At 73.3% G+C, this 12,593-nt stretch carries 13 protein-coding genes; all 13 read right to left on the bottom strand.

Translation table 11 applies throughout. The features are described from left to right. Positions 1–40: 40 nt before the first annotated feature. The 13 genes from BLU20_RS04615 to folP all read right to left on the bottom strand — a co-directional run bounded on the left by BLU20_RS04615 (position 41) and on the right by folP (position 12,571). Positions 41–373 (bottom strand): histone-like nucleoid-structuring protein Lsr2, encoded by a 333-nt coding sequence (locus BLU20_RS04615; RefSeq protein WP_029252900.1) that lies wholly within the window; start codon positions 371–373, stop codon positions 41–43. 87 nt (positions 374–460) lie between these two features. Continuing rightward, a complete protein-coding gene (locus tag BLU20_RS13905) occupies positions 461–637 on the bottom strand; it encodes a hypothetical protein (RefSeq protein ID WP_172829014.1) in 177 nt (58 codons plus the stop codon). 17 nt (positions 638–654) lie between these two features. Continuing rightward, positions 655–2,193: a lysine--tRNA ligase gene (gene lysS, locus BLU20_RS04610; RefSeq protein WP_083371765.1), complete on the bottom strand. Its 1,539-nt coding sequence runs from the start codon at positions 2,191–2,193 to the stop codon at positions 655–657. A 65-nt stretch (positions 2,194–2,258) separates the two neighbouring features. After that, a complete protein-coding gene (nadC, locus tag BLU20_RS04605) occupies positions 2,259–3,188 on the bottom strand; it encodes a carboxylating nicotinate-nucleotide diphosphorylase (RefSeq protein WP_407946470.1) in 930 nt (309 codons plus the stop codon). Further along, positions 3,185–4,921 carry an L-aspartate oxidase gene (locus BLU20_RS04600; protein WP_231959299.1) on the bottom strand — a complete coding sequence of 579 codons (1,737 nt, stop codon included), beginning with the start codon at positions 4,919–4,921 and terminating at the stop codon, positions 3,185–3,187. Before BLU20_RS04600 ends, nadC begins: the two co-directional genes overlap by 4 nt. After that, on the bottom strand, positions 4,918–5,334 hold the full coding sequence (panD, locus tag BLU20_RS04595; protein WP_083372911.1) for an aspartate 1-decarboxylase: 417 nt from the start codon (positions 5,332–5,334) through the stop codon (positions 4,918–4,920). The genes BLU20_RS04600 and panD overlap by 4 nt, the downstream gene beginning before the upstream one ends. Positions 5,335–5,366: 32 nt before the next feature. Continuing rightward, positions 5,367–6,245, bottom strand: a complete 879-nt coding sequence (gene panC, locus BLU20_RS04590) for a pantoate--beta-alanine ligase (protein WP_083371763.1) — start codon at positions 6,243–6,245, stop codon at positions 5,367–5,369. Beyond that, positions 6,242–7,255 carry a Rossmann-like and DUF2520 domain-containing protein gene (locus tag BLU20_RS04585; RefSeq protein WP_083371762.1) on the bottom strand — a complete coding sequence of 338 codons (1,014 nt, stop codon included), beginning with the start codon at positions 7,253–7,255 and terminating at the stop codon, positions 6,242–6,244. Before BLU20_RS04585 ends, panC begins: the two co-directional genes overlap by 4 nt. Beyond that, the gene (locus BLU20_RS04580) at positions 7,252–8,838 is read right to left on the bottom strand and encodes a PH domain-containing protein (RefSeq protein WP_083371761.1); all 1,587 of its coding nucleotides are present in this window, start codon (positions 8,836–8,838) and stop codon (positions 7,252–7,254) included. The genes BLU20_RS04585 and BLU20_RS04580 overlap by 4 nt, the downstream gene beginning before the upstream one ends. Next, on the bottom strand, positions 8,835–9,323 hold the full coding sequence (locus tag BLU20_RS04575; RefSeq protein WP_083371760.1) for a PH domain-containing protein: 489 nt from the start codon (positions 9,321–9,323) through the stop codon (positions 8,835–8,837). Before BLU20_RS04575 ends, BLU20_RS04580 begins: the two co-directional genes overlap by 4 nt. 18 nt (positions 9,324–9,341) lie before the next feature. Then, positions 9,342–9,845, bottom strand: a complete 504-nt coding sequence (locus BLU20_RS04570; protein WP_083371759.1) for a DUF3180 domain-containing protein — start codon at positions 9,843–9,845, stop codon at positions 9,342–9,344. Positions 9,846–9,853: 8 nt separating this feature from the next. Beyond that, entirely contained in the window at positions 9,854–11,653 is a 1,800-nt protein-coding gene (folK, locus tag BLU20_RS04565; protein ID WP_231959298.1) for a 2-amino-4-hydroxy-6-hydroxymethyldihydropteridine diphosphokinase, read from the bottom strand. Between the two features lie 108 nt (positions 11,654–11,761). After that, entirely contained in the window at positions 11,762–12,571 is an 810-nt protein-coding gene (gene folP / locus BLU20_RS04560; RefSeq protein WP_083372910.1) for a dihydropteroate synthase, read from the bottom strand. Positions 12,572–12,593 lie beyond the last annotated feature (22 nt).

The following is a 12,593-nucleotide window of genomic DNA, read 5'->3' as shown; positions in this document are numbered from 1 at the left end:
CCCGCACCCGTGACGGGTGCGGGGCCTGTGGTCGGTGCGATCAGTGCGCGGCGTCGTACGCCTCCTGCAGCTCGGCCGAGATGCGCCCACGGTCGCTGACCGTGTGGCCGTTCTCGCGAGCCCACTCACGGACCTGCGTCGCGTTGGACGAGCGTCCAGCAGGACGTGAAGAACGGCGCCCCTGCTTTGCCGTACGGCCCCCGACCTTTCGGCCGTTGGCGATCCACTGCGCGAAGGAGTCACGAAGCTCGGCCGCATGCTCCGTGCTGAGGTCGATCTCGTACGAGACGCCGTCAAGCGCGAACGTGACGGTCTCGTCTGCATTACCGGAATCGATGTCGTCGATCAAAATGACTTGGACCTTCTGGGCCACGGGTGCCTACCTCACGTCAGGATTGAAGTGCAATTTCAACCCGAGAATCGCACGGATCGGCTTTCCCGTCAATATGGAAAGGGGTATTCAGCTCGCATCTTTCGAGACGGCTGCGTCACGCGCGTCCTCTTCTGCTTCCATTCGCGCGACCGCGAGCCGCTCATTGCGGTCCGCGCGAATAACGGCACGCATTGCGAACCAGAAGAGGAGCCCGACGCCGATCGACGGGACGAGTGCGGCGAGTGCCGGCCAGAGGGAATCCACGACGCAATCCTACGCGCTCAGGCGATCGGCTTGACGAGCGGGAAGAGGATGGTCTCCCGGACGCCGTAGCCGGTCAGCGCCATCAGCAGGCGGTCGATGCCCATCCCCATGCCGCCCGACGGTGGCATGGCGTACTCCATCGCCGTGAGGAAGTCCTCGTCCAGGCGCATCGCCTCGGCGTCGCCCGCGGCGGCAAGCAGCGCCTGCGCCTCGAAGCGCTCGCGCTGCACGACAGGGTCGACCAGCTCCGAGTACGCCGTGCCGAGCTCGAAGCCGCGGACGTAGAGGTCCCACTTCTCGACGACGCCGTCGCGGCTGCGGTGCGCGCGCGTGAGCGGGGAGGTCTCGACCGGGAAGTCCCGGACGAACGTCGGCGCGTAGAGGTGGTCGCCGACCAGGTGCTCCCAGAGCTCTTCGACCAGCTTTCCGTGATTCGCCGACTTCGGGTCGACCGAGAGCTCGAAACGGTCGATCTTCTGCATGAGGTGGTCCACCGAGGTCTCGGGCGTAATTTCTTCGCCCAAGGCTTCGGAAAGGGAGTGGTAGAGCGAAAGGTCGGCCCAGTCACCACCGAGGTCGTATTCCTCACCACCGGGAAGCGTGACCTTTGTGGTCCCGAACACATCTTCGGCGGACTTCTGCACGAGGTTCTTCGTCAGTTCGGCCATGGTGTTGTAGTCACCATAGGCCTCATACGCCTCGACCATCGCAAACTCCGGCGAATGCGTGGAATCCGCACCCTCGTTGCGGAAGTTGCGGTTGATCTCGAAGACCCGCTCGACACCGCCGACGACGGCGCGCTTGAGGAAGAGCTCCGGGGCGATGCGCAGATACAGGTCGATGTCGTAGGCGTTCATGTGCGTCATGAAGGGCCGCGCCGCCGCACCGCCGTGGATCGTCTGCAGCATCGGGGTCTCGACCTCGATGAACTCGCGCCCGTGAAAGTTGTCGCGCAGCGAGCGCATCACGCCGGAACGGACGCGCACCATGTCGCGGGCCGCCGGACGGGCGATCAGGTCGACGTACCGCTGACGGACACGCGCCTCCTCGGAGAGCTCGACGGCGGTGCCGTCCTCGCGCTCGTAGAGGTTGGGCAGCGGACGCAGCGCCTTGGCCGCGATCTTCCACTCGTCCGCGAAGACGCTGAGCTCCCCGCGCCGCGAGCTGATGACCCGGCCGTGGGCGAAGAGGTGGTCGCCGAGGTCGACGTCCGCCTTGAAGGCCGCGAGCGACTCCGGCCCGACCACGGCCTGGCTCAGCATCACCTGCAGGCGGGCACCCTCGCCGTCCTGCAGCGTGACGAAGCAGAGCTTGCCGGTGTTCCGCAGGAACACCACACGCCCGGCGACGCCGACCTCGTCCTCGGTCTCCTCGCCGGTCTCGAGGTGGCTCCACCCGGACCGGACCTGCGCGATCGTGTGCGTGCGCGGGACCCCCACGGGGTACGCCTCGCCACCCTCGGCGAGGATGCGCTCGCGCTTGTCGCGCCGCACGCGCACCTGCTCCGGGGTCTCGTCGGTCGCGTCGGGCACAGCGGGGATGTCAGAGGAAGTCACCCGGCAATCCTACCGACCGTGGTCCGGTCCCTGGTCGGCCCGGACGTACTCGGGGCCCGGTGTGATCAGGACCGCAGGTCGAGGGCGAGGTCGAGGATCGGCGCCGAGTGCGTCAGCGCCCCGACGGAGAGGTAGTCGACCCCGGTCTGCGCGACCTCGCGCGCCCGGTCGAGCGTCAGGTTGCCGGTGGCCTCGAGCTCGATCCGGCCGACCGTGGCCTCGCGGGCACGGACCGCGGCGACGATCGCCTCCAGGACGGGTGTCGGCATGTTGTCGAGGAGCAGGAAGTCGGCACCGGCGTCCAGCGCCTCGTCGGCCTGCTCGGCCGTGTCGGCCTCGACCTGGATCAGCACGTCCGGGAAGCGTGAACGGACGGCCTCGATCGCGGCGCGCACCGAGCCGGCCGCGACCACGTGGTTGTCCTTGACCATCGCGACGTCGTGCAGACCCATGCGCTTGTTGGTGCCGCCACCCGCGCGGACGGCGTACTTCTCCAGCGCGCGGAGCCCGGGCGTCGTCTTGCGCGTGTCGAGCACCTGCGCACCGGTCCCGGCCAGGGCGTCGGCCCACGCACGGGTCGCCGTCGCCACGCCGGACGCGCGGCTCGCGAGGTTGAGCAGCGTCCGCTCGGCCGTAAGGAGCACCTGCGTCGGGCCGCTCAGGGTGGCCAGGACCTGTCCGCGCACGACGGCGTCCCCGTCCCGGGCGGAGAACGTCACCTCCGGTTCGGCCAGGCCGAAGCGCTGCGCGACCTGGCGGAGCGTCTCGGTGACGACGACGAGGCCGGCGACGACGCCCTCGGCGCGCGCGACGAGGTCGGCCACCCCGGTGTCCGACGGGTCGACCGTCGCCTGGGTCGTGACGTCCCGACCGGGCGCCGCACCGAGGTCCTCGTCGAGCGCGGTCTCGACGGCGCGGGCGATCCACGCCGGTGCGAGCGGCGGGTCGACCAGGGACGGGACGGCGGACGGGACGGCGTCAGGCAGGGAGGTCACGGGAGAACGGTAGCGTCGACCGCCCGTTCCGCACCGGCCGTGACCACGAGTTCCCCGTCGTCGGCCAGCGCCACGGTGACCCGTCGGGCCCATGCGGGGTCGAGGTCCGGGTGGTCGGCACGGTAGTGACCGCCCCGGCTCTCGGTCCGGGCGAGGGCCGCGGCCGTGAGCGCCGCGGCGATCTGGCGCAGGTTGGTGGTCTCCCACTCGGCCGTCTGGGGTTCGGCGAGGACGCTCGTCCCCGCGTGCCGCAGGTGCGCGTCCGTCGGCACGCCGGCGAGTCGGGCGGCGGCGCGGCGCAGCCCGTCGTCGGTGCGGATCACCCCGGGGCCGGCAGCCGCCGTCGCCTGGATCTTGGCGCGCGCCGCGGCGGGGACCAGGGCCGAGGGACCGGGACGTCGGGCGGGGGTGCCGGGCCGGAGCTCACTGCGCGCGACCCGGTCGGCGATCGCGTGCGCGGCACGGTGGGCGAAGACGAGCCCCTCGAGCAGGGAGTTGGACGCGAGCCGGTTGGCTCCGTGCACGCCCGTGCACGCGACCTCGCCGACGGCGTAGAGGCCGTCGATCGTCGACCGGCCGTCGAGGTCCGTGACGACGCCGCCCGAGTGGTAGTGCTGCGCCGGGGCCACGGGGACGGGAACCTCGGTCCAGTCGATGCCCTGGTCCGCGAGCCGCGCGGTGATGGTGGGGAACCGCCGTCGGAGGAAGTCCGCGCCCAGGTGCCGGGCGTCGAGCAGGACGTGGTCCGTGCCGGTGGCGGCCATCCGGCGGACGATCGCGTGGGCGACGACGTCGCGCGGGGCGAGGTCGGCCATCGGGTGGACCCCCTGCATGAAGGGGACGCCGTCGACGTCGAGGAGCACCGCGCCCTCCCCGCGGACCGCCTCGGAGATCAGCGGCAGCTGCCCCTGGGCCGCGGACCCGAGCCAGAGCACCGTCGGGTGGAACTGGACGAACTCGAGATCACCGAGCTCGGCACCGGCACGCAGTGCGGCCGCGAGGCCGTCCGCCGTGGCCTGGGGCGGGTTGGTCGAGGAGCGGAAGACCTGCCCGATCCCGCCCGTGGCGAGCACGACGGCCCCCGCGAGCGCCTGCCCGACGCCGTCGCGCGACCCCTCGCCCCGCACGTGCAGGGTGACGCCGCAGGCCCGGGAACCCCCGTCGTCGTGCGGGTCCGTGGTCAGGACGTCGAGGACGAGGGCGTTCTCGATCACCTCGATACCGGGGTCGTTGCGCACGGCCTCCAGCTGCGCGACGAGAGCGCGGGAGATCTCGGCCCCCGTCGCGTCGCCACCGGCGTGCGCGATCCGGTCGGCGCCGTGCCCGCCCTCCCGGGTCAGGGCGATCTGGCCGCCGTCGTCGAGGTCGAACGTCGCGCCGCGGGCGACGAGCTCGCGCAGACGGTCGGGGCCCTCCGTGACCAGCACCTCGACGGCGGCCGGGTCGCAGACTCCCCCGCCGGCGGCCAGCGTGTCGGCCAGGTGCGCGGCCGGCGAGTCCGTCGGCGCGAGGGCCGCGGCGATGCCGCCCTGCGCCCAGACGGTCGATCCGGACCACAGCTGACCCTTGGTCACCAGCAGCACGCGCGGCACCCGAGTGCGCAGCTCGAGCGCGGCGGTGAGGCCGGCGATGCCGGAACCGACGACGATCACGTCGGCGCGGGTGGTCCACCCGGGGTCGGGGGCCGCGAGGGTCCGTGCCAGGTGCACCGGACCCAGGGGGCCGTCGGTCACGCCTGGAACTCGTGGATCGGGACGCCGGACGGCTCGAGGTCGTAGCCGTCGGGCACCTGGCCGGGCTCGTCGGAGACCTCGACGATCTTGTTCTCCCCGTCGACGAACACGACGTTCGGCAGGTAGTGCCGCGCGTCGGCGGAGCTCATCATCCCGTAGGCGATGAGGATCACGACGTCACCGGGGTGCACGTGGTGGGCCGCGGCGCCGTTGATGCAGATCTCGCCGGCCCCGCGCTCGCCCGGGATGACGTAGGTCGTCAGGCGCGAGCCGTTGGTGACGTCGACGACGTCGACGCGCTGGCCCGGGTAGAGGTCCGCCGCCTCGAGCAGGTCGACGTCCACGGTGATCGAGCCGACGTAGTGCAGGTCGGCCTGCGTCACGGTGGCACGGTGAATCTTGCCGATCATCATCGGGCGCTGCAGGGACGCGGGCGCGGTGTTGCTCACGACGATCCTTCCTCAGGGAGAGCGGTCACTTCTACCGCAACGTTGTCGAGCAGCCGGGTAGTCCCGACTCGTCCTGCCACGAGCAGGAGCGCGCGTCCGCCGAAGGACGGGTCGACCTCCTCTACGGTAACCGGGTCGACGAGCGCGAGGTAGTCCACCCGGACCCCGGGGACCTCTGCGAGGACCGCAGAGGCGCTCGCGAGCACGGCTGACGCGCCCCGGGGCCCGGCGGCGCGCCCGGCGGCGAGCGCCCGCGAGAGAGCCAGACCGTCGGTCCGCTGCTGCGCGCTCAGGTAGGCATTGCGCGAGGACAGGGCCAGCCCGTCGTCGTCGCGTGCCGTGGGGACGCCGAGGATCTCGACGTCGTGCTCGAGGTCGAGGACGAGCCGTCGGACCGCGAGCAGCTGCTGCGCGTCCTTCTCGCCGAAGACCGCGACGTCGGGCCGCGTGAGCCGGAGCAGCTTGTGGACGACGGTGAGCACGCCGTCGAAGTGCCCGGGACGCTGCGCGCCCTCGAGGATGGTGCCGAGGTGCCCGGCGCTGACGGTCACGCGCGGGTCGCCGCCCGGGTAGACGGTCTCCCGCTCGGGCGCGAAGACGACGTCGACGCCCCGGCCCTGCAGCTTCTCGACGTCGCCCGGCAGGTCCCGCGGGTAGGCGTCCAGGTCCTCGTGGGGGCCGAACTGCAGGGGGTTGACGAAGATCGTCACGACCACCTGCCCGTGGGGGCCGACGGCGTCGCGCGCGGCGTCGACGAGCAGGAGGTGCCCCGAGTGCAGCGCTCCCATGGTCATCACGACGGCGCGACGGCCCGTCCCCGGATGCGTGTCGAGCGCGGCGGCGAGGTCCGTGCGCGTGTGCACGACGGCGGTCATTCGTCTTCCTCCAGTGCGTCCAGCAGGCCCTGGGCCTGGTGGCGGTCGATACGGGCCGTGGCGAGGGTACGCCTCGTCGCGGCCCGGGCGAGCTCCCGGTACGACGCCGGGACGTCTGTCGCGCCCTGCGTGGTGGCCAGCTCCTCGAGCACGCGCAGGTGCTCGACGACGGTGCCGACGTCTCCCCGGGCCACGGGACCGGTCAGCGCAGCGATGGCCCCGGGAGACCCGTCGCGCGCGGCCGGGAGGTCGTCGGTGAGGTCGACCTCGGCGTCGGTCAGGGGCTCCAGGGGCTCCAGGGGCGCGGCCGTGCCCGAGTCCGCCGCGCGCAGCGCGCCGTCCAGCGCGGCCCCGAGCAGCGGCTCCAGCACCCGGCCCGGACGCTCCACCCCGGCGGCCGCGAGCGCCTGGGCGGCCTGGGCGACGAGCACCACCAGATGGTTCGCCCCGTGGGCGAGGCCCGCGTGGTAGAGCCCCCGGGCGGCCTCGTCGACGACGACCGGCTCCCCGCCGATCTCGACGACCAGCGCCTGCCCGATCGGCAGCACCGGCCCGGGAGCGGTGACGGCGAACGTCGTCCCCTCGAGCCTGGCCAGGTCGAGGGACGTCCCGGTGAACGTCATGGCCGGGTGCACCGCCAGCGGAATCGCACCGCGCTGCCGCGCGGGGTCGAGCACGCTCGCGCCGTACCGGCCCGAGGTGTGCAGGACGATCTGCCCGGGCTGCCAGGCCCCGGTCGTGGCGAGGCCCTCGACCACGGCGGCCAGTGCGTCGTCGGGAACGGCCAGGACCACCAGCTCCGCGCGTTCGACGACGTCCGGGACCTCGAGCAGGGGGACCCCGGGCAGCAGCGTGTCGATGCGCTCGCGCGACGCCGCGGACACACCGCTGGCCCCGACCACCGCGTGACCGGCGGCACGCAGCGCACTGCCGAGCACGGCGCCGACCCGACCGGCGCCGACGACCCCGACACCCAGGCGACCGGGGCGCGCACCGACCCCGGCGCTCACAGCACTCCCTCGCTGACCGTGCGCATCCACTGCTCAGGCGTCGCGTGCTCGCGCGCCTCGTGGGCCCGAGCCGCCTGCGCGACCGTCAGGGCCACGGCGTCCGACTCGTCGAGGTGCGGGCAGCCCGGCGAGGCCGGCCCGGGCGTCGAGTGCACGGCGAACGTGACGACGCCCAGCCGCCGCTGCAACGGGCCCTGCTGCAGCCCCAGCGACTGGGTGCGCTCGTGCGGGACGACGTCGAGCGTGCGGTGGAAGTACCCCGAGCGCAGGAGCAGCGCACGGTCCGTGACCGACCAGCCGTTGCGGCGCCACGACCAGGGGTCCACCCAGCGGGCACGCCGCGGCGAGACCGTGGTCCGTTCGCTCGGTCCGACGCCGACGAGCCCCTCCGTCAGGACGGCCACGGGGTCGTCCGTGCCGAAGTCGGGCAGCACGAGCCAGACCGCGAGCAGCGCGTCCGCCCGGGTCCCCACGGGCAGCAGGACGCTCTCGGCGGCCGACTCCTTCGAGCCCCCGTACCCGGCGACGTTCACCTCGACGCGCCACCAGTCCCGCCGGCGCCAGAGCAGCGGCTGGTGCACGACCACGGCCTGCACCCGGCCCGGCGGGATGGTCTGACGGCGCGTCTCGAGCAGACCGCTGCGCAACCGGATCCCGTCGGGCGAGATCCCGGCCGCGAACCCGAACTCTCGGGTGAACCGCGAGACCGCGAACGCCCCGAACCCCAGCAGGCCCGGGAGCACGACGAACAGCAGGAACGGCTCACGCGTCCCGGCGACGACCCCGGCGAGCGCGAGGACCGCGACGACGAACGCGAGCAGCTCCCACGAGAGCAGGATCGACCCGACGAGGCGGCCCGCCGGGACGTCGAAGACCGGCCGCTCCGGCGCGGCGGTCGTCTCCAGGACGACGTCGGCGTCCGCGGGAGCTCCGGCGGAGGCATAGACAGGCACGCCGGGCACGCCGGCCTCGTCGACCTCGACGGCGCCGAGCCCTTCGCCGTGCCCGTCGCCGTCCTCGGTCGCGGCCGTGCCCGTCGTCCCGGTCGGCAGGGCGTCCGACGCTCCGGGCTCCTGCCCCGCGGTCTCGGCCCGCTTGGCCTGCCGCACCCCGGCCGCACGCTCGAGCAGCTCGTTGCGCAGAGCCTCGGTCTCGGACAACGAGAGCATCCCGAGCTTGATCCCGGAGTCCGCGCCACCGGCGACCTCGAGCTTGAGCTCCGCCAGGCCGAAGATCCGGCCCAACAGCGGCTGGACGACGTCGACGGCCTGCAACCGGTCGAGCCGTGCGCGCCGCTGCTGCCGGAAGAGGATCCCGGAGTTGACCTGGACGGTGTCTTCGCCGATCGCGTATTTCATGTACCGCCACGACAGCGCGGCGAACCCGATCCCGAGGACCAGGACGACCACCAGGCCGACGATCGACCAGAGCAGGTCCCCGAATCCCGGGATGCCCCCGCCTGCGCCGATGTTGTCGATCTGGGTGTTGGCGACCACGACGAGCGCCGCCAGGAAGATCCCCCACCCGCGCACCAGCGGTGTCACCGGGTGGACGCGCCGCCAGCGGAGGTTCTCCTCGCTCACAGGCCGGCCAGCCGGGACTCGCCCCGCGCGGCCAGCTGGTCACGCAGCCGGTCAGCCTCGTGCGGAGGCAGGCCCGGGATCGTCGCGTCGGTGCTCGTGCTCGCGGTGTGCAGCTGGAGAGTGGCGATCTTGAGCCGGTGGTCCAGCGGGCCGGCCTGCACGTCGACGTACTGCATCCGGCCGTACGGCACCACGACGAGGGTGCGGAAGAGGATGCCCCGGCGGATCAGCAGGTCGTCGTCGCGCTCGGCGTACCCGATGGCCGCGACCTGGCGGGGAATGACCACGATCGACTCCAGGAGCACCACCGCGGCACCGCCACCGAGGAACCACCACCACGGCGAGAGCGTCAGCGCGAGGACGACGCCCACCACCAGGGGTACGGCGAGCGTCAGGCCCGCGGTGATCAGCCGGGCGTGCACCAGGCGCGTCGAGACGCGCGTCCACGTGATGCCGTCAGGGTCGAACGGTCCGCTCGGAGTCATGGATGCATTGTGGCACCGTCAGGCGTGCGCGCCCGCTTCTCCGGACTCCTCCTCCGGCCCGCGTGTGCTCTGCTCGTCGTCCTGGTCGGACGGCGGCACGCGGCACCAGTGCTCGGCGACGAGGCCGGCCACGACGAGACCCACCGCGCACAGCGTCGCGACGCCGGCAGCCACCGCCTTGTCGGCCCGCGCCTCGATCCCGAGCTGGCCGGCGACGAGCAGCACCTGTGAGCCGTACCAGCCCGTGAGCAGCGACCCGGCTAACGAGGCCGCCTTCGCGAGGATCAGGGTCCGCCCGGCCCGGACGCCGCTCAGCGAGGGACGGTCGCCCGCGATGTACTGGCGCACCGTCCACCCGGCCCAGAGCACGCCCAGGGCGAGCACGACGAGCGCCGCGTCCACGATCCACGGGACCGGCGAGACGTACGCACCGGTGCTCTCGACCACCCGCAGCACCGTCCACGCCACGGCGGCCGTGACGAGCATGACGAGGACGAGAGTGCGCAGTGACGTCCGCTGCACGATCCGGCTCAGCTCGTGGTGTCGTCAGGCGGACCGAGGACGCGGCGGCGCTGCGGCGCGGACGGCGTCCACGACTCCGGGGTCGAGGGCACGTTCGGCTGCTGCCCCGTCACCTGGGCGGGCAGGCCCTGCGAGTCGACGGGCCGTGGGCCCACGGGCTGCGGACGCGCCGGGAAGTCGGGGCGCTCGACGTCACGCTCGGCGGGACGGCCGTACCCCACGGGCTGGAAGCTCTCGGGGGGTGCCCACGGGGCCGGGGTGGGCGGCGCGGTCGACGCCGCCGCGACCGGCACCGGCTGCTCGGCGGGTGCGGGACGCTCGTCGTGCACCGGGGCCGGATCCGCTGGAGGCGCGACCGCCGGTGCGGGCGCGGGTGTGGGTGCCTGTGCGGGCGCGGGTGCCTCCTGCACCTCCGCCGGTGCGACGGTCTCCTGGGGTCCCGACATCGGCGCGTCGGTCAACCAGTCGAGCGCCATCCATCGGATCCCGCCAGCGTCCGGCGCCGTGCCCGCGAGGGCCGCCACCGGGCCGCCACCGAGGCCGAGCAGCACGGCGTCGGGGTCGATCTGGGCCCACGGCTCCAGGACGAACGCCCTCTCCCGCGCCCGAGGGTGCGGGAGGGTCAGGTCACGGGTCTCGTCGACGATCGACCCGTAGCTCACGATGTCGACGTCCAGCGTTCGCGGACCCCAGCGCTCAGCCCGTTCGCGTCCGTGCGCGGTCTCGACCGCCTGGCACTCGTGCAGCAGCGACCGCGGCGAGAGCGTCGTGCGAGCGATGACGACCGTGTTCAGGTAGTCGTCCTGGTCGGGGCCGCCGACCGCCTCCGTCCGGGCGAGCGGCGCGACCTCGCGCAGCTCGAGCCCCTGGATCCGGTCCAGGTCGGTGACGGCGTCGCGCAGCGACTGCTTCGAGTCCCCGACGTTCGACCCGAGAGCGAGCACCACGTCGACGAACTTCTCGGGGACCACGTCCATGACGTCGCCGGTCGGAGCCGCCGGTACCGCAGGCTCGGGCTCGGGCTCAGGTTCCGTCGGGGCGATGACCTCGTCGACGGCGACCGGGCCCGTCCCCGCGTCGTCGGGCTCGACGGGCGCCTCACCCTCGCCGACGGTGTGCACGTCGCCCTCGTCGACCGCGAGCGGGACAGCGGCAGCCGTCGGCTCGAAGGACGGCGCGTCGACGACGTACGCCGGCTCGGCGGGCGCGGGCTCGGCGGCCACCGCTTCCGCGGGCACGGCGCCGGCGGGAATGGCGCCGGTGGGAACGGGTGCCGCGGGGACCTCCGTCGGCGGCGCAGGAACAGGTGCGGCTGCCGGGACGGCCGCGGCCGCGCCGTCGTCAGGCAGTCGCACGTGGCCGACGACGACCGGGGCGGGCGGGAGGTTTTCGAGGGCTGACTCCTCCGCGGATCCGCCGATCGGCACGGGCGCGACGGCGGGTCGGCGTACCACCCGGTCGCGGCGGATCGAGACGGCGGCGTCGTCGAACGGCACCGGGATGGGCGCCTCGGGCTTGTGCACGGTGACGTCGACGCCGTGGACGCCCGGGTTGGTCAGGACGGTCGCGGCAATGCGCTCGGCGACCGTCTCGATCAGGTCCGCGGACGGCCCGGTGACGATGTCGACGACGTCGGCCGCGACGTCGGCGTAGCTCGTGGTCGCGGAGAGCTCGTCCCCCGCGGCGGCCGCGCGCGTGTCCACGTGCAGCGTAACGTCGACGCCGAACTCCTGGCCGTCGCGCTTCTCGTGGTCGAGCACCCCGTGATACCCGGTCGCGCGGATCCCCACCAGACGAATGGTGTCCAAGGGAAATCCATCGGGCCCCAGAAGCCCTCCGGGAAACTGGCTCACGTCGTCCTCCTGCATCGTTCGTTCACGGTCCGTGGCGCTCTGTGAAGACCGCCCTGAACCTTCTCACACCTTCCCTGCAGACTCCGCCTCTCCCCAGGCGGCAGCAACTCGGACGGCGTCGGCGCTGGGACGGACGTCGTGGACGCGGACGCACCACGCCCCGGAGGCGGCCGCCAGAGCGCTGAGCGCGGCCGTGGCATGATCCCGCCGCTCCGGGGGTGCGGGGGTGCCGTCGTCGTCGGCGAGAAGGTGCCCGAGGAACCTCTTGCGGGACGCGCCGACGAGGACGGGGAGGCCCAGGTCGAGCTCGGGCAGGCGGGCGAGCAGGGGCCAGTTGGCCGCTCCCGCCTTGGAGAACCCGAGCCCCGGGTCGACGACGAGGTCCGACCGGTCGACGCCCGCGGCACGGGCGGCCTCGACCCGTCGGGCGAGCTCGTCGCGCACGTCGAGCACGACGTCGTCGTACGCCTCGAGGTCGTCCATGACGTCCGAGGGTCCGCGCCAGTGCATCAGGACGTAGACGACGCCGAGGCGCGCGACCGTCTCGTACATCCGGGGGTCGGCGAGGCCACCGGAGACGTCGTTGACGATCAGCGCCCCCGCCTCGACGGCCTTCTCGGCCACGACCGCGCGGGTGGTGTCGACGCTGACGACGGCGCCGAGCCCCGCGAGGGCCTCGACGACGGGCAGCACACGGGCGAGCTCGTCGTCGACGCTCACGCGCCCGGCTCCCGGTCGGGTCGACTCACCGCCGACGTCGAGGATGTCCGCGCCCTCGGCGAGGAGTGCCCGGCCGTGCGCGACGGCGGCGTCGGGGGTGAACCAGCGGCCGCCGTCCGAGAAGGAGTCGGGTGTGACGTTGACGACGCCCATGACGAGCGTGCGGTCGACGGCA

Origin of the sequence: Paraoerskovia marina, from assembly GCF_900105445.1 — a bacterium.
Taxonomy (GTDB): domain Bacteria; phylum Actinomycetota; class Actinomycetes; order Actinomycetales; family Cellulomonadaceae; genus Paraoerskovia; species Paraoerskovia marina.
Note: the sequence above shows the minus strand (reverse complement) of the source record. Positions and strands in the feature narration are given on the sequence as shown.